We start from the raw sequence: 15,748 nt of genomic DNA on the forward strand, positions 1-15,748 counted from the left end.
GGAATCAGACCCTATCAAAATCCCGGTTTCATATGACGGCCGTGGTGTGACTTCCCGTGTGAAGGACTAGCTAGGAAATGTTTGAAAGCAAATCGGGCATTTTGCTCATTGCCGGCCTTTTCTTTTTCGGAATTGCGTTTGTCTCCAACGCAGTTGTGCCGGTGTTGATGTACCAAGAAGAACCGACGCCGGTCGAAGGATTGGTGAACGGAAACCTGCGGTACCAATTCGAAGATCTCGCCGCGCGGTATCCCGAATCATTCAAGGCCGCTTACGGCGAACCCCCCAAAGACATCGCGGATCAAGATGCCTGGCTAAACGAAAAGTGCGCCGAAGCACTGTTGCTGGGCCGCAAACTTTACGTCGGCGAAGGGTGTTGGCATTGTCACAGCCAGTTTATCCGTCCGGTCTCAAACGAAGAAGAACGCTGGGGACCTGTTTCCAAACAAGAAGAGTATCAAAACGTGCTGCAAATGCCGGTGATGTTCGGTACGCGGCGCGTTGGGCCCGATTTGTCCCGCGAAGGGGGCCGGCGCTCCAACGACTGGCATGCGGTGCATTTCTTCCGGCCGCGCGATCTTTCGGAGAACTCACCGATGCCGGAATACCCCTGGTTTTTCGACGGCTCGCCCGATCGCCCCAGTCGTCGTGGCCTGGCCATCATCACCTACGTCCAATGGCTCGGATCGTGGCTGGAAAGCTATCCGATGTATGAGCAATACGAACCGGCTCCGGAGGTCGTGGTCGAAGAGGAAGAAGAGGAGGACGAATCATGAATCCAACAGGCACGAACTCCCGGCGGCAGTTCATCATCACCTGCATTCTGGCTGTAGTGATTCTCGTCCCCAGTTTGTGGGGCTTTGGAACCAAGTTCATTGAATTCATCGCCTTGTTCCGCAGCAGTTCCGACGGCGTATTCGCGATTTCGCCGATCATGAACTACTTGCTGGCCGGTTTGGGATTTTTCTGTCTGCTGTGCTGGGGCATGGCACAAGGGATGTTTACAGACGTTGAACGACCCAAGTATACAATGCTGCAGACTGAGCACCGCCTAGACGAAGCACAACAGCATCATCCCTCAATCGCAAATGCTTCGGATCACAAGCTGACTTAGGAAGATGAGCATGTCCGACCTTCCCGATAAATCCGCTGAAGAAGAACACCGCTACCACCATTACACCGGCAATGCCATTCCCTGGTATGTGCGGTTGCTTTGGGTGCTGTTTTGGTGTTTCATCGTGTACTACGCCGTCACCTATTTTCTGCCGAACATGCAGACGGAAGTGCTCTCGCCGCCATGACCGATCCTCGGAACGCCTGCGAGTTTTGTGGACTGCCCGTTCCGGATCCTTGGTGGGGCTCGCACCGGCAGGAGGAGGACGGCACCGAGCCGCGTTATTGTTGTTTCGGTTGCCGATTTGCCGCTGCGGTCACGCAAGAACGCAACGACGAGGGAGCGGTGCGCTGGACGTTGACCCGGCTGGGGGTCGCCATTTTCTTCACGATGAACGTGATGGTCTTTACGATGGCGCTGTGGACCTACGACGTTTACGACGTCAATCCCACTGAACCATTGGCTGGATCGCTGGCCGACTTGTTCCGCTACATCTGTCTGATTTGCGCATTGCCGGTGCTTTTTTTACTGGGCATCCCGCTGGCAGAAAACGCCCTCGACAATCTGCGACGGCGCGTCTTGTCGACCGATTTGCTGCTGGTCACAGGCGTGGCAGCTGCTTACCTTTATTCCGGCGTCTCCGTGTTTCGCGGAGAAGGGCACGTCTATTTCGAAGTCGGTTGCATGGTACTGGTGATGGTCACCCTGGGACGGTGGCTGGAGGCAGCCGGACGCCTGAAAGCCACTACCGCTTTAGACGCCCTGGAGAAACTGATCCCCGAAACCGTTCGTCTTATCTGCGACGGCGAAGTGCGGACCGTCCCGGTGGCCGAAGTCGCCATCAACGACGCGCTGCGCGTTCTACCGGGTGAGCGTTTTCCTGTGGATGGTCGTCTTCTGCAAAACGAAACATCGGTCGACGAACAGGTGCTGACCGGCGAAGTCCGCCCCGTAGAAAAACAGGTCGGCGACTCCGTCTTAGGAGGGACGCTCAACTTGGAGGGCGACGTGTTGATCGCAGTCACGTCGCCGGCGGGCGTCGGCACGTTGAGCCGATTGATCGAATTTGTTCGCCAAGCCCGGCTCAGCAAAGGGAGGTATCAACGCTTGGCGGATACCTTGGCGTCATGGTTTTTTCCGGTGATGATCCTCGTGGCAACAGCCGCTTGTCTCTATCACGGAGTCAATCATTCCTGGGACCGCGGTTTACTGGCGGGGCTGTCGGTTGTCTTGATCGCCTGTCCTTGTGCGCTGGGACTGGCGACGCCGTTGGCTGTCTGGGCGGCCATGGGGACAGCGGCGCGGGCGCAGGTATTGTTTCGCAGCGGAATGGCGATGGAACAACTCGCCGGCGTGCGGGCGATTCGATTCGACAAGACCGGCACCTTGACGACCGGTTGCCTACCGGTTGCGAAGTTCCTTGTTGCCGGAGACCGAGAACTCGTCCTGCACCGCGCCGCCATGCTTGCTGCTTCGTCCACACACGCACTGAGCGCCGCAATCATTCAATTCGCACACATGAATTCCACACCGCATGCCCAAGATCGTATTCAATCTCTAGCCGGACGCGGAGTCGTGGGCCGCATTGATGCAGCAGACAGCGATTGCTACCTGGGCAGCTTGCGATTCCTACGTGAGAGGGGACAGACGCTGAGCGCCCCACTTCAGGAGCAAATCCGAAACACGAATCAAAACGATGCCCCAATGACCTACATCGGTTGGGGAGGAGACATTCGCGGTGTGTTCCTCTTCGACGAATCCTTGCGCTTAAATGCTCGACAAGTGATTACAACGCTTTCCAATCAAGGACTCGATGTGGGGGTGCTTACAGGGGATCATGCAGCACGTGGGCGGACCTTGTCGCAGCAACTGTCGCTCAACGTACAGGCCGAACTCCTGCCGGAAGATAAGGTCGCAGCCATCACCGCCGCTCAGCGAGACATTGGACCGGTCGCCATGGTGGGTGATGGAATCAATGACGCACCCGCCTTGGCCGCATCCGATGTGGGCATTGCCTTGGGCTGCGGCGCTGATGTGTCGCGCGAGGCGGCCGCCGTTTGCTTACTGGGCGATGATTTGTCCAGTATTCCCTGGATCCTGCAATTGTCGCGGCGAACCGTCCGCATCATCCGACAAAACCTCGCCTGGGCGGTTGGTTACAATACGGTGGGAGTCGGGCTGGCCTGCTGCGGTCTCTTAAACCCAGCTTGGGCCGCCGTTTTGATGGCGGGGAGTAGTTTTTTCGTGATTACAAATTCCTTGCGACTCAACGAAGCAGCATCCGCAAACGGAGTCGATCACTCGTCATCACAGGCCGATAATGCGCCAAGTCGCGACTCCTCTGTGCCCAACGATGCACCGACCGATCCCGTGCCCGGAAATGTAATGACGCCCGCTTAAAACGGTTCCTCCACAGCAAGAACCCATTATCACTTTCAAAACAACTGATACTCGAATCACATGTCCAAGACGATTTTTAACTTTTGGCTCGACACATTGTTGATGGTGCTGTTCCTCTGCCTTGCTGCAGTTTCAGCGATCACCCAATTCGTGTTTCCACCACCGGCTAACGCCAACGGCTGGCTGCTCTGGGGGGCGACCTATGGCCACTGGTTGAGCATTCAATTCGGAATCTTGTGCGCCTTGGGGCTTGGCATTTTATTGCACGTCATGATGCATTGGAGTTGGGTGTGCGGCGTGATCTCGACCAAGTTCTCGCGTTCCAAACAGCGCATGGATGATGGAATTCAGACGATCGTCGGCGTCGGCTTTTTAATCGTGCTATTGCACATTGTTGGCGGATTTGTGTTTGCCGCGTGGGTCATGATTCAGAAACCAGAATTCGAGTCGGCACAACTCCAGTCGCCGCATGCCGGCTTAGAAATTATATGGGAGCAGTCCTGCGGATGATGGAATGGCCGCTGATATTTCTGGCGGGATTGTTAGGTTCGTCGCACTGCGTCGGCATGTGCGGAGGGTTTGCGCTGTCGATAGGAATGGGAGCGTCGAGTTGGAAGAACAATCTCGGCCGGCAGTTGATTTATAGCCTCGGCCGAATTTTCACCTACACATTCGCCGGTGCGGTCGTTGGATTTCTAGGCGTGCGGTTGAACCACTCCGGCAGCGGATTAGTGAATGTCCAGGCGGTACTCTCCATCGTGGCCGGCGTGTTGCTTGTCGTTCAAGGATTTCATTCCGCCGGTTGGCTCCCGGTCTGGAGAAAATCGCACGCTAATAGCGCGACCTGCTTGGCCCGCTCATTCTTTGGTTCGTTTTTGACAGCACCGGGACTTTGGAATGTCTTCATCGCCGGATTACTCACCGGCTTCCTCCCGTGCGGATTGGTCTACGCGTTTTTAGCCTTCGCCGCTAGCTTGGGAACCATGTCCGGCGGAATGGCATTGATGGCAGTTTTCGGGGCCGGCACGATACCGATCATGGTGCTGACCGGTGCGGGAGCAACTGCGCTCAGCGTCGCCGCACGGACCCGCTTGCTCAAGATTGCTGCTGTCTGCGTCATCCTGACCGGCGTATCAGCCGTGTATCGGGGAACCGGCTATTGGGGCCAACCCGCAACCGACCATTGCCCCGTCTGCGACACTCCGACCGTCGCAATCCCCATTGCCCTGCCTACACCGTAACGTTCGCAAGCGAATCCACTGGCAGGCAGGCTCAAAAGGCGTCTTTGTCGTCATTCGCGTCCATGGTTGCGAGAATAGTTTGAATCAACTGCGGCAACCCTTTGCCGGTCACTGCCGAGAGTTGCAAGACCGGTTTGCCGAGTTCTTCGCTCATCAATTCCGCCAACTCCGCCGCGCCGGGGAGTTCGGATTTCGAGACGACGATGATTTCCGGGCGTTCGATCAACGTCGCATCATAGAGACGCAATTCGTCGTGGATCTGCCGATAGTTGTCGAACGGATCTGTTTGGTCCTGCGGGTCTGGTTCGATCAAATGCACCAGGATCTTTGTGCGTTCCACATGCTTGAGAAATTCGTGCCCCAAGCCCACGCCGCTATGCGCTCCTTCGATCAGTCCCGGGATGTCGGCGACGACAAACTGTCGATCAAAACCAACACGGACCTGGCCCAAGTTCGGGAATTTTGTGGTGAAGGGGTAATTGGCGATTTCCGGATGCGCGCGGGAGAGTCGGCTGAGTAGCGTCGATTTCCCGGCGTTTGGTTTACCGATCAAACCCACGTCGGCGATTACCTTCAACTCCAACGTGACTTTACGCTCATCCCCTGGAGAACCAGGTTCGAATTCGCGTGGAGCGCGGTGCACGGCTGTGGCGAAGTGCTTGTTGCCCCGTCCCCCGCGGCCTCCTTTGGCGATAATGACCGAATCGCCCACCTCTTTCAGGTCGCGGAGCAGATGTCCCCGCGCCAGATCGCGGACCAGCGTCCCGGGAGGTACGAGAATGATCGCGTCCTTGCCTTTGCGGCCGGTGCGAAGTTTCCCCTCGCCATGACCGCCCCGTTCGGCGTTCCAATGCCGATGGCCGGCGATATTCGCGAGGCTGTTGACGTTTTCCTCAGCCTGAACGATCACGCTGCCGCCATCACCACCATCGCCGCCATCCGGACCTCCCCGTGGCACCTTCGATTCCCGACGGAAGCTGGGACACCCGTCGCCGCCGTCTCCGGCTTTGGCATAGATGATCACTTCGTCGACGAACATACGTGGAACCGGGGGTTAATGGCAGTTGAGGGATTTCTCGATCAACCCTCATTATGGCGAGCGCCGGCCCGTTTGGGAATCCACCGCGACAGCAATCCTGCTAGACCCAGAAATCCGCAGCAAAACGCACAACTTCCAGCAAACCAATCGCCGCCTGCTAAGTACAAACTGCGGCGGCTGTCCAATGGGACATGGTCGACTAAGACCGCTTCCACCTGCTTTTCGCGGCCCGTTTCGCGATTGACCGCCCGCGAGCGAATCGCACCGTCGCCGTCGATAATCGCCGAAATCCCGGTATTCACCGACCGAACCATTGGCGTGCGATTCTCCACGCAGCGAAACGCCGCTGTGATCAGATGCTGATCCAGCTCGCTCGACCCGTGAAACCACCCGTCATTGGTCAGATTCAACAACACATCGACCGGTTTGCCGGTCACGCCCGTCTCTTCGGAGGCCAACAGCACATCACGCACCACGTGTGGGACCGTATCCTCAAAGCAAATCACCGGGGCATAGCGGATGCCATCGTGCTCAAACGATTGCGGCTTCGCTCCGGCGGTGATCCCAAAATCAGGCGGATAGGGCGAAAAATTCTTCAGCCAAGGCATCGATTCTTGGAACGGCAGATATTCGCCGAAAGGAACGCGATGCAATTTGTCATATCGACCGGCGAGTCCCCGGTCGGGACTCACAAATGCGGCGGAATTGTAGGTGTGCATGCCGTGTTGATCGACTGCCACCGTTTCCAATCCAATGACCATTGCGGCATCGGCCATTTGGCTCAGTTTATGGAGGTTTTGCTTGACTTCCAAGCCGCGCAAAAATTCCAAATCCTGCCTCGGAATATTCTTTTCCAAATCCGCCGGCGACACGTTGCTTGCCACTTCGAACAGCGGCCAACGGAACATCGTCTCCGGCCAAACGATCAAGTCCGGTTTTTCCAACACAGCCGAACCGGTCAATTTCCGCAGCGAATTGTAGATCGTTTCCACTTGTTTGGGATTGTGTTTCACTTCCGACGTGGCATTGGTCTGCACGGCGGCAATTTTCGGTGCGGGATGCTGGTCAAAATCGGCCGCGCTGCGTCGCCAGTACCCATAACCGACCACCGCCACAAACACCGAGAGGCACAGCAAAATGCCCCGCGCCCGGATCGTTAACATCGTTTGAGGTGTGGGACTGGCGTCATTGGGCGGCAGCAATTGCAACTTGGCCAACCACCGCGGCGGAATGATCAACGCCACACAAGCCGACATCATCGCCATCACAAAGCTCACACCGTAAGCGCCGACGACGTCGCTGATTTGAATCAGCTCCAACCAACGGTATTGCGTATGTCCTAAAAAGTACCAACCAAATCCGGTCAGCAAATGCCCGCGGACTAATTCCAGTCCGACCCAGACCACAGGAAAGGCGATGGCCAACGGAATGCGAAACCGATGCACGGCCACTCGCGTTAAGCCTAGGCAAACCGGAAAATAAGCCGCCATATACACGGCCAGCGCCAACCAAGCGGTATACATCGTCACATGCCCCAACCGCATCCACTGCAACGTCGGCAGCCAAAACGCCAAACCGGTGAGGTAGGTCGCCAGATACATCAGCCGCGTGGGCCGCTCAATGCGGGCCAGCAGAATGAAAGGGACCAAACAGACCCAGCCCAAAGGACTGATATTCAGCGGTGTAAAACTGGCCCAGGCCAACAAACTGGTCAAACCGCCAGCGGCCAGTGCCGCACGCATCGGTGCCGGTTGTGCCCGTGCTGCTTCGATGAACGCACGGGTCGACGGATCCGATGTGTTCGCCACTGGAGTATTCGGAAGACGTGATTTCGATTGCGGCAGCGTCATGATTTCGGGCGACATGCGCGAGTTCCCATCCTTGGAAGTTCAATTTTTTCAGAGGAGCATATCGTTCGTCGATGGCCCCAAACGCCAATCGGCCGGGAATAATAGACGACTCGCCTTACCAAGGATAGACGTCCATGACCGTCCCCGCGGAGTACAACGCCTCTCCAGCGGGAAAACAGACCATACCATTCGCCGCCGTGGTCGCCCGCAGATCGGACGAACCCTGCCAGGAGACAATCGAAACCGTGCGACCCGTCAGGCTCGATTCCATTTGAGCCGGATGATACGTCGGACGATTTCCCTGGTGGCGATACTCATGTTCCAACCGTGCCGACACCGCCAACGGTCGTTGTGGTTCAATCCCCAATAACCGGCGCAGTGCCGTCCGTACAAAAATTTCGCAGCAAACCATACTACTGACCGGGTTTCCAGGCAACCCGAACACATAACATCCTTTATGGATAGGGTTTGCGTCTTTTTCGGCCCGCTCGCTCACGCCGAACCAGAGCGGTTTTCCCGGTTTGACACGCACCTTGTGAAACACCTGCCGCACGCCGGCGGCTTGTAGCTCCGAAGGAACTAGGTCCAATTTTCCGGCCGAAACGCCGCCGGAAAGCAGCAACAGATCGCAGGCAAGACCCGCTTCGATTCGTGTCCGCAGATGGGTGCGCTCATCGCGAGCAATTCCCAACGGAACCGGTTCGCCCCCCGCGCGTTGTATTTGTGCCGCCAACATCGATTCATTGGAATTGCGAATCTGCCCCGGTTGCGGAATGTCGCCGACCGGAACCAATTCATCCCCCGTTGCCAGTATCGCCACGCGGGGACGAGGATAAACGGCCACTTGATCGCGACCCGATTCCGCCAACGTGCCGATCTCCTGCGGGCGTAATGGCGTCCCGGAATTCAGCACGCGCTGGCCCCGCTGTGTCGACGTCCCTTGCCGCATGATACTTTGCCCGACGGTAACGGGAGCACCGTCGATTGCGACTACAGCTGGTTCTTCGGAGTCGCGGAACTGTGTGTCTTCGACACGCACAACCGCATCGGCCCCGGCAGGAAGAGGAGCACCGGTCATGATCCGCGTCGCCCATCCCGGCTCAACGGCCCGTGTGGGGACTTGCCCCGCCATGACCTCTTCCAAAAACCGTAGCTCCGCGCGTCCCGATGTCACATCCGCCGCACGCACGGCGTAACCGTCCATCAATGCTTTATCAAACGGTGGTGAATCTACGTCGCTGACGATATCCTCAGCCAACACCAAGCCCAGTGATTCGCCGAGCGGCACGCGCGCCGCGACAGGGTCGGCAACTTCGGCGATGATGGCGTCCAGCGCCTGTTCTACGGTGAACATCGTCGTCACTGTTTTTTACTGGGGATGTCCAAGAAGTTCCGCAACAGTTGCGATCCCTCAAAGGTCAGAAAACTCTCCGGATGAAATTGCACGCCGTGCAACGGATACTCCCGATGCCGCACCCCCATGATTTCGCGAGGGAAATCTTCGTCCTCAGTCCAGGCCGTTACGACGATATCCTCGGGAGCATCCGTCGGATCGCCGATCAAGCTATGATAGCGTGTCGCCTCAAAGGGATTGTTCAAACCGCTAAACACCCCCTGGCCGTCGTGATAAATTTGCGAGACTTTGCCGTGCATCAAACGCTCCGCACGGACGACCTGCCAACCAAAGACCTCGCAAATGCACTGATGCCCCAAGCAGACCCCCAGTAACGGCAGTCGAGGCGCGAAATGTTCGACCACTGCCTTGGACAGACCCGCTTCGTGCGGCGTGCAAGGACCGGGCGATATAATAATCCGCTCCGGCTGCAACGCTTCGATTTCCTCGATGGAGGTCTTATCGTTGCGAGCGACATGAATATCGAGCGTCGCGTCGATTTCCCCCAACCGTTGGACGAGGTTGTAGGTAAACGAGTCGTAGTTGTCGAGAATGAATATCATTGCTGTGCGTCGAACGAGGGGCGATGGTATCGCCGCGTTGTTTTAAGGGAACTGCCGGTTATTTGAAAAAAGGTGTGCCCATTTATGCTAACATCCGCAGGGGGAGACCACTAGTGGCAACAGCTTCTGGTGGGCAGGGATATTAATATCGCTTGCGGAGGCGCGGTGAACAAGGATATTCCGCTTCCGGTATCAGGCGAGAAAATAAGCGATGCGTCGACATATCATCGGTAGCGTGGTCCTCGGTGTTACAGCAGCGGTATTCGCGTTGAATGCGTGGATGCACACATTCGCCACCATCCAAGACAAAGGCTACCAAATTGGAAACGTCTTCATTTGTGCTGTCGTGTTCATAGTTGCTTTTATCGATGGCGTCATTGAAGGAATTATGCGGCGGGTTGAAACTCGCAGTTATTTTATGGCCACCGCTCTGGCCGCTGTGCTGGTAGCGGCCATTTCGATAGTCGGGACCAGATATCGCATAAATGCGACGAAGCATTATCTTGCGAAAACATATGCAACACTCGCGGCGAACGGGCCGCCGTTCCCCAGCGAATTGCCCGATCTCGTGCACGGGACATCCATTGATTTGATTTCGCACGGCTATTGGGTCGCCGAAGACCGAAAGTTGTTCGAGGTGTATTACCACGACGGTTCAGACTCCTTCACCAAAGTGTATCCGACTGGCCAATGGGATTGGCGCAGTAACAAATACGCTGGTCCGGATTCAGAACACGAATAGCAACCGAACGGGTATGTTCCACAGGAGCTGCGATTGAAGCTGCAGGAAGAGATTGAATCGTCGTACGGCGTAAAGAATCACCCAGTGTTGGCTAAGAATTATTCATTTTATTCTCGGCATTTGTTCGTGCTTGTCGCAGGATGGTAGCGACCATAGACTAGACAAGCGAAATCCCATGTCATTGAGAAGGGATGTGGAGGTTACTTGCGGAATGAATACGATAGCGCCAACAGGGCGAACATTGCGGTTGATCTTGAACGGCAAATCCGCAGGAAGCTCAATTATTCGTGAGGCAATTCACGCCGTACGAAAAAGTGGGCACCAGCTTGAGGTCCGCGTCACCTGGGAAGGTGGAGATGCGGGCCGGCTTGCTCGTGAAGCAGTTCACGATTCTGTTGATGTCGTTATTGCTGGCGGAGGCGATGGAACGGTCAATGAAGTTGCAAACGGCCTGCTGCAATCTGAGGGAACGTTGACCAGCGCCATGGCCGTGCTTCCGCTCGGCACAGCCAATGATTTTGCCAGCGGTTGCGGGATTCCTACGGATAATCCCGAGGCAGCACTGCTGCTGGCGGCCGAAGGCGACATCCACAACATCGATGTTGGTCAAATGAATGGCCGTATCTTCGTGAATGTGGCCAGCGGTGGGTTTGGCGCAGAAGTGACGGCCAATACACCGGTTGAGATGAAAAATCTCCTAGGTGGCGGTGCCTATTCATTGATGGGATTGGTAACCGCTTTAAAAATGCATCCGTATCGCGGCAAAGTCATTTCGCCGGATCGCGAAGACGAAGGGACTTTAATCATGATCGCAGTTGGAAACGGAAGTCAGGCGGGCGGCGGATACCAAGTTGCACCAAACGCTTTACTTGATGACGGTTTCCTCGACGTGATGGCAGTGCACGATGTCGAAGTAGGCGAACTCGGAACGCTCTTCAAAGAAATCATGAATCCGCAGCGGGTCGATAACCGCTATGTCTACTATGGTCAAATCGCATCATTCCAGATCGAAATGCTCGACGAACTCCAATTCAATCTCGATGGAGAGCCAGTGCGAGGCAAATCTTTTCAGTTCGACGTTTTGCCGCGGGCTTTACCGTTTGTATTGCCGAAGGGTGCCCCAATTATTGGAGACGCCTGACAAACTGCCTTTGCGCACGGCAAATGAACTACAACGTTTTGTTGCGTTTCATAATCCATCGTATCGACAGCAGCAAACTACGTTGTTGAAACGACCGGTGAGGAGCTCTAAGAGTGAACCTTCCAGTTCTACCTGCTGAGCAGGAGTCCGACGACTCGATCACATTAGATCAGCCGCTATTTGTCTTGCTGTCGAAGATCTACCTGCACGGCATCATCGCTTTGCTCGTATTATATGTGCTCATTGCGGCCGTCGGGTCCATCCTTCCCTATTTCGATTTCATTGCGAATCCCCCGGCACGGGTGGTTTTGGCCGTCTTCTCGATTCTTCTACTGCCTCCGCTAATAGGAATCGTGATTCGATTCGTGATTTTGCCGATGGTGGAAAAACACTCGACTTGGAGCAGATTCTCCAATTGGGATGAACGCCTTTTTTCAGAAGTCATACGGGCCAAGGAATCCGCGCAAATTGTCCTCGTAGACTGGCCGACTGATCGGCTACGAACAATGGGGGTCCTAACACGTTCGTTCGTTGACGAGTCAACAGGTGAACATTTGGCGGCGGTCTACGTTTTAAGCACGTCAACGACAAGGCATGGCTACGTTCACGTCTGCCGTTTGCGCGAGGTCACGCAGACGAATATGACGCTGAAGCAGTGGCAACTCTTTCAAGTCACTCTGGGAGCCTTCGGCCCGAAAAGCGTGCAAACGCGTGATATGGACGCAGAAGGTTGATCATCTTTGGCTCGGACGTAATGAGGCTCGCTGGCTTGCGATCCGGCGCGGCGATGTCTTAAAAAACGCTGGCTGCAGAATGCGAGCTAAAAACGTTACTCCAGTAATCGAAACACGCGACCGAGTGAGTCTGTCGCTTGTACGATCGTCGAAACACCGCGTTCGGTTGATCAAAAAGATCTACTCGCCGGGCTTATCAGTGTTGAGGAAGTCGCCGATGTTGCCCTCCAGCCTTCGGCCAAGTGTTCCGCCAATTGTCTCTAGCGGATGCTTGATCTTTTCACGGATCCGCTCTGCATCTTGTTGTATCGCGGCGACTTCGCCTTTGATCCGTTCTGCTTCGCGCGTCAACTCCATAATCACGGCTATACCAATAATCATTGAAATCGCCATCACGGTGGAAATACTCAGCACGCACCATTTGATGACTTCGATCGACTTGACCAATTTGGCGATGCCGGCTTCTTTCGTTCTCTGCTTCTGACGCTTGCGACGTCGAGCTTTGCGACGCGAACCTTTGGCTCGCTCCTCCTCGCGTTGCAAGAGAAGAGTTAGCGCTTCACGCACCTCAACGTTGCTCATTGGTTTTTCAACGGCCATCTTCGTAATCCCGGGGTGTGACTTGGTCCAAATTCCAATTTAGCATTCAATCGGCATCAAAATCACGAAAAAAACTTGGCTCTACGCAGATTAACGCGGGATGGTGGAATCGCACCATTATTAACGGATGATCAACCAAATTCGCGCCTCAGATCATGAGATGTTGTTTAGGTCACGATTCAGCTTTGACTTTTGATCGGTATTCAAATCCGAAACCTGCTTGGTAACCGAAAAATTGCTCCCGTTGAAATGACTCTGACTACACACTCCTTTTTTCCCGTCCACGTCGTTCTCGCTCCCTAGGGCGACGCACATTGTCCGGGCGCATAAAAACAGAAAAACCGGCAACGCGAGTTTCCTCGTCGTTGCCGGTTTCCCTTGAGTCTCTTCGAGCTGCGCGCGACGCTTAACCAGGTTTTTTCGGCAAGGCCACGGAGTACAGCATTGTGACGGTTCCCACCGACATCAAACTAAACGCGGCCCATTCCGGCGGGTCGAACTCTCGCTTTTGTTTGATACCCACGCTGCTGAACATACCACGGAATCCGCTCCGAGCACCGGGGGCTTCCTCCATATTCAGCGTCACTTTGTCAATCATCAGAAACGCAGCCCCCCAGAGAAGGACAAACAGCCCTACGGAGCAAAAAACAGATCTTAGCATTTCAAGGACCTCTTAGATGCGGCCCGAGGGAAGATAGAGCCTTAAACGCTCCCGACCACCTGCGGACGCGAAGACAACGAAAATTGTTCCATCTCAATTATCGACTCAGTTTTGAGACATCTTCAAACAGTTGCCTAAAAAGTGAGCCAGCAACCGGCAGGGCGTCAGATTGCAGCAATCAGGCCGTCCCGACCGGCTGCGGATTTGGCAAGGTTCGCCTGAGCGGTACAGTTTCCCATGCTCCAGCGGAGCGTGGCAGGTTTATGCGGGATAAAAAAAGGGCGCACCTAGGTTGTGAAAACCCGGTACGCCCAATTTTGATTGAAACCTGAATTTACGATTTACGGTCGGCGACGCCCACCATGGTGATGATGTCCGCCTCCGTGTCCGCCACGGTGTCCACCGCGATGCCCACCCCAGTGACCGCCTCGGTGTCCACCACGATGCCCGCCCCAGTGTCCGCCACGATGTCCACCACCGTGATGACCGCCATGATGTCCACGCCAGGGTCGGCGATAATATCCGCCACCACCACCCCAATGGATACTCCCGCCGTTCCAATGCACACCGCCGCCGTAGGGGCCGGAGTGCACAGCAAATCCACCGGCACCAACGATGTCGCTGGTTTCGCTCTCTTCCAAAGTTCGCTCGACGGACAAGTCTTCGATTTTGACGCGTGACATCAGTTGTGTCTCCTCAAGAATGTGTTGTGAGTTTTTGTAAAACGTTCCGTGAGATCAGTAACCGCTGTGAAATAATGAAGCAAAATGACAAGCAGCTTTAGGAGGGCGTCACCGAATCGTACGATTCGGCACGCCTTGCCCTAGCTGTTGCCGGTTGTCGATTAAGGACGACGTCGGCCACGGTGATGTCCACCGCCATGTCGTCCACGATGCGGCCCGCCCCAGTGACCACCACGACGTCCACCGCGAGGCCCACCCCAATGTCCACCGCGGTGTCCACCCCAAGGACGACGGTATCGTCCGCCGTTACCCCAATAGATGCTACCGCCATTCCAACGTACACCTCCGCCGTAAGGACCGGTGTGCACTGCGAATCCACCGGCACCGACGATGTCGTTGGTTTCGCTCTCTTCCAAAGTTCGCTCGACGGACAAATCCTCAATCTTGACGCATGACATTTTGCTTCTCCAACAATAAAGAGTGTCGTTTCTTGCATCTCTCTTGGTGGATCACATGATCCGGTTTGACTTGACTGGTAAACTACAATCGCAGGAATCGTGCCAGTCAGGTAATCGGATCACGCTTATCGAGAAAAACCGGACAGAGCCGTAGATGTTTATTTCTCGCAAGCTTATTCATAATAACACTTTAGGGGCCAATTTTCATCGAGACGATCTGTATGGCTCCCATTGGGAAATGCCCAAACTCGCCAGCAAACCCATCACCACAGACCCGATAGGTGTCGTCTTTATGAGTCATTCATAGAGTCAAAACGACAACACCTAACCGCTGGCCGTCGGCGACTGGTGTGCCCCTAAATCAATTGTCCGCCAATTGGGCCATGTGTGCATCGAACAACTGACCCCGCAATACGGCACGCAGGTCGTCGTCTAATTCGTGTTTGCCGACTTCTTCGATACGGATGATCAAATGACCGCCGCCCGGCACTTCGAAGGGACCAATCACTTCGGCTGCGTCAGCTGAAAAAATCCGATCGGCGATGTCGCCCGGCAGTCCGCCCGCTTCTTCGCGAGAAATCAGTCCCAAATAGCCCCCATCGGAACTGGTCGAATCATCCAGCGAATGCTCAGCAGCCAATGCGGCAAAATCCTCTCCCTCTTCGCGAATACTCAGCGCCAATTCTCCAGCGGCACCAGCGTTGTCGACAACCAGTTGGCTGATTTCCGCATAGTCGAACGCAGCCGGGTTTTGGTTGAAGTGGGCATCGATCTGTGTGTCATCGATCAGTTTGTCAGCCAGTTTGGCCTGCAAGATATTTGATTCGAGCATGGCTTCGACCTGCTCGACGGTGATTCCCGAATTGGACAACCAAGCGTTGGTTTCTTCGGCTTTATGCAGGTCCAAATCAGCGCGAAATGCGTCGAATTCGCTTTGCAATTCCTCGTCGCTGACTGCCACTCCCTGGTCGTCGGCGACTTTGGCGATGAGACCTTCAAATTCCAACTCGGCTGCCGCGGCAAACCATTCCCCGCTCAATTTCAGCCGCGCGATAATGTCATCCTGTTGCACTGTAGTCGTTGCCTCCGCCATGTGATCAAACTCCTTGAGAGTCAGCCTAAGGGAAAA

The 15,748-nt window shown here is 55.4% G+C and carries 18 protein-coding genes; 9 read left to right on the forward strand and 9 right to left on the reverse strand.

Features of this window, described 5'->3' with window-relative positions; translation table 11 throughout:
* Positions 1-77: 77 nt before the first annotated feature.
* From CA54_RS09665 to CA54_RS09685, 6 genes are read left to right on the forward strand one after another with little or no spacing between them, the layout of a single operon-like run.
* Positions 78-776 (forward strand): cbb3-type cytochrome c oxidase subunit II, encoded by a 699-nt coding sequence (locus CA54_RS09665; RefSeq protein WP_146370570.1) that lies wholly within the window; start codon positions 78-80, stop codon positions 774-776.
* On the forward strand, positions 773-1,114 hold the full coding sequence (locus tag CA54_RS09670; RefSeq protein WP_146370571.1) for a hypothetical protein: 342 nt from the start codon (positions 773-775) through the stop codon (positions 1,112-1,114). The genes CA54_RS09665 and CA54_RS09670 overlap by 4 nt, the downstream gene beginning before the upstream one ends.
* 10 nt (positions 1,115-1,124) lie before the next feature.
* The gene (locus CA54_RS29225; protein WP_197532337.1) at positions 1,125-1,301 is read left to right on the forward strand and encodes a hypothetical protein; all 177 of its coding nucleotides are present in this window, start codon (positions 1,125-1,127) and stop codon (positions 1,299-1,301) included.
* Positions 1,298-3,514, forward strand: a complete 2,217-nt coding sequence (locus CA54_RS09675; RefSeq protein WP_146370572.1) for a heavy metal translocating P-type ATPase — start codon at positions 1,298-1,300, stop codon at positions 3,512-3,514. The genes CA54_RS29225 and CA54_RS09675 overlap by 4 nt, the downstream gene beginning before the upstream one ends.
* A 60-nt stretch (positions 3,515-3,574) precedes the next feature.
* Positions 3,575-4,024 carry a hypothetical protein gene (locus CA54_RS09680; RefSeq protein WP_146370573.1) on the forward strand — a complete coding sequence of 150 codons (450 nt, stop codon included), beginning with the start codon at positions 3,575-3,577 and terminating at the stop codon, positions 4,022-4,024.
* Positions 4,021-4,755 carry a sulfite exporter TauE/SafE family protein gene (locus CA54_RS09685; RefSeq protein WP_197532338.1) on the forward strand — a complete coding sequence of 245 codons (735 nt, stop codon included), beginning with the start codon at positions 4,021-4,023 and terminating at the stop codon, positions 4,753-4,755. The genes CA54_RS09680 and CA54_RS09685 overlap by 4 nt, the downstream gene beginning before the upstream one ends.
* Before the next feature lie 31 nt (positions 4,756-4,786).
* On the opposite strand, the gene obgE is transcribed toward CA54_RS09685, so the two are convergent.
* The 4 genes from obgE to CA54_RS09705 form a co-directional block, all read right to left on the reverse strand.
* Complete coding sequence (obgE, locus tag CA54_RS09690; RefSeq protein ID WP_146370575.1) at positions 4,787-5,794, reverse strand: GTPase ObgE; 1,008 nt, start codon at positions 5,792-5,794, stop codon at positions 4,787-4,789.
* Positions 5,795-5,835: 41 nt separating this feature from the next.
* Positions 5,836-7,659 (reverse strand): apolipoprotein N-acyltransferase, encoded by a 1,824-nt coding sequence (lnt, locus tag CA54_RS09695; protein ID WP_146370576.1) that lies wholly within the window; start codon positions 7,657-7,659, stop codon positions 5,836-5,838.
* Positions 7,660-7,759: 100 nt separating this feature from the next.
* Entirely contained in the window at positions 7,760-8,998 is a 1,239-nt protein-coding gene (locus tag CA54_RS09700; protein ID WP_146370577.1) for a molybdopterin molybdotransferase MoeA, read from the reverse strand.
* A gap of 5 nt (positions 8,999-9,003) precedes the next feature.
* Positions 9,004-9,600: an anthranilate synthase component II gene (locus tag CA54_RS09705; protein WP_146370578.1), complete on the reverse strand. Its 597-nt coding sequence runs from the start codon at positions 9,598-9,600 to the stop codon at positions 9,004-9,006.
* A 211-nt stretch (positions 9,601-9,811) separates the two neighbouring features.
* Between CA54_RS09705 and CA54_RS09710 the strand changes: the two genes are divergently transcribed.
* From CA54_RS09710 to CA54_RS09720, 3 genes are all read left to right on the forward strand, one after another.
* Positions 9,812-10,342, forward strand: coding sequence for a hypothetical protein (locus CA54_RS09710; protein ID WP_146370579.1), 531 nt, complete (start codon positions 9,812-9,814; stop codon positions 10,340-10,342).
* Between the two features lie 211 nt (positions 10,343-10,553).
* Entirely contained in the window at positions 10,554-11,483 is a 930-nt protein-coding gene (gene yegS, locus CA54_RS09715) for a lipid kinase YegS (RefSeq protein WP_261343732.1), read from the forward strand.
* A 113-nt stretch (positions 11,484-11,596) separates the two neighbouring features.
* Positions 11,597-12,217 (forward strand): hypothetical protein, encoded by a 621-nt coding sequence (locus CA54_RS09720; protein WP_146370581.1) that lies wholly within the window; start codon positions 11,597-11,599, stop codon positions 12,215-12,217.
* A 180-nt stretch (positions 12,218-12,397) separates the two neighbouring features.
* Here CA54_RS09720 and CA54_RS09725 read toward each other — a convergent pair whose 3' ends face one another.
* From CA54_RS09725 to CA54_RS09745, 5 genes are all read right to left on the reverse strand, one after another.
* Positions 12,398-12,817, reverse strand: coding sequence for a hypothetical protein (locus CA54_RS09725; RefSeq protein WP_146370582.1), 420 nt, complete (start codon positions 12,815-12,817; stop codon positions 12,398-12,400).
* 406 nt (positions 12,818-13,223) lie between these two features.
* Complete coding sequence (locus CA54_RS09730; RefSeq protein WP_146370583.1) at positions 13,224-13,415, reverse strand: hypothetical protein; 192 nt, start codon at positions 13,413-13,415, stop codon at positions 13,224-13,226.
* 404 nt (positions 13,416-13,819) lie between these two features.
* Entirely contained in the window at positions 13,820-14,161 is a 342-nt protein-coding gene (locus CA54_RS09735) for a hypothetical protein (RefSeq protein WP_146370584.1), read from the reverse strand.
* Positions 14,162-14,322: 161 nt separating this feature from the next.
* The gene (locus CA54_RS09740) at positions 14,323-14,619 is read right to left on the reverse strand and encodes a hypothetical protein (RefSeq protein WP_146370585.1); all 297 of its coding nucleotides are present in this window, start codon (positions 14,617-14,619) and stop codon (positions 14,323-14,325) included.
* 361 nt (positions 14,620-14,980) lie between these two features.
* A complete protein-coding gene (locus tag CA54_RS09745) occupies positions 14,981-15,712 on the reverse strand; it encodes a peptidylprolyl isomerase (protein ID WP_146370586.1) in 732 nt (243 codons plus the stop codon).
* Positions 15,713-15,748: the final 36 nt, after the last annotated feature.

This window comes from Symmachiella macrocystis (assembly GCF_007860075.1).
GTDB lineage: Bacteria > Planctomycetota > Planctomycetia > Planctomycetales > Planctomycetaceae > Symmachiella > Symmachiella macrocystis.

Excerpts from the sequence above, each read along its gene's own strand:
- CA54_RS09745 (WP_146370586.1), bottom strand. The coding sequence starts at position 15,712 with ATGGCGGAGGCAACGACTACAGTGCAACAGGATGACATTATCGCGCGG.
- CA54_RS09670 (WP_146370571.1), top strand. The coding sequence starts at position 773 with ATGAATCCAACAGGCACGAACTCCCGGCGGCAGTTCATCATCACCTGC.
- CA54_RS09665 (WP_146370570.1), top strand. The coding sequence starts at position 78 with ATGTTTGAAAGCAAATCGGGCATTTTGCTCATTGCCGGCCTTTTCTTT.
- obgE (WP_146370575.1), bottom strand. The coding sequence starts at position 5,794 with ATGTTCGTCGACGAAGTGATCATCTATGCCAAAGCCGGAGACGGCGGC.
- CA54_RS29225 (WP_197532337.1), top strand. The coding sequence starts at position 1,125 with ATGTCCGACCTTCCCGATAAATCCGCTGAAGAAGAACACCGCTACCAC.
- CA54_RS09685 (WP_197532338.1), top strand. The coding sequence starts at position 4,021 with ATGATGGAATGGCCGCTGATATTTCTGGCGGGATTGTTAGGTTCGTCG.
- CA54_RS09710 (WP_146370579.1), top strand. The coding sequence starts at position 9,812 with ATGCGTCGACATATCATCGGTAGCGTGGTCCTCGGTGTTACAGCAGCG.
- CA54_RS09705 (WP_146370578.1), bottom strand. The coding sequence starts at position 9,600 with ATGATATTCATTCTCGACAACTACGACTCGTTTACCTACAACCTCGTC.
- CA54_RS09680 (WP_146370573.1), top strand. The coding sequence starts at position 3,575 with ATGTCCAAGACGATTTTTAACTTTTGGCTCGACACATTGTTGATGGTG.
- yegS (WP_261343732.1), top strand. The coding sequence starts at position 10,554 with ATGAATACGATAGCGCCAACAGGGCGAACATTGCGGTTGATCTTGAAC.
- CA54_RS09730 (WP_146370583.1), bottom strand. The coding sequence starts at position 13,415 with ATGATTGACAAAGTGACGCTGAATATGGAGGAAGCCCCCGGTGCTCGG.
- CA54_RS09675 (WP_146370572.1), top strand. The coding sequence starts at position 1,298 with ATGACCGATCCTCGGAACGCCTGCGAGTTTTGTGGACTGCCCGTTCCG.
- CA54_RS09725 (WP_146370582.1), bottom strand. The coding sequence starts at position 12,817 with ATGGCCGTTGAAAAACCAATGAGCAACGTTGAGGTGCGTGAAGCGCTA.
- CA54_RS09735 (WP_146370584.1), bottom strand. The coding sequence starts at position 14,161 with ATGTCACGCGTCAAAATCGAAGACTTGTCCGTCGAGCGAACTTTGGAA.
- CA54_RS09740 (WP_146370585.1), bottom strand. The coding sequence starts at position 14,619 with ATGTCATGCGTCAAGATTGAGGATTTGTCCGTCGAGCGAACTTTGGAA.
- CA54_RS09700 (WP_146370577.1), bottom strand. The coding sequence starts at position 8,998 with ATGTTCACCGTAGAACAGGCGCTGGACGCCATCATCGCCGAAGTTGCC.
- lnt (WP_146370576.1), bottom strand. The coding sequence starts at position 7,659 with ATGTCGCCCGAAATCATGACGCTGCCGCAATCGAAATCACGTCTTCCG.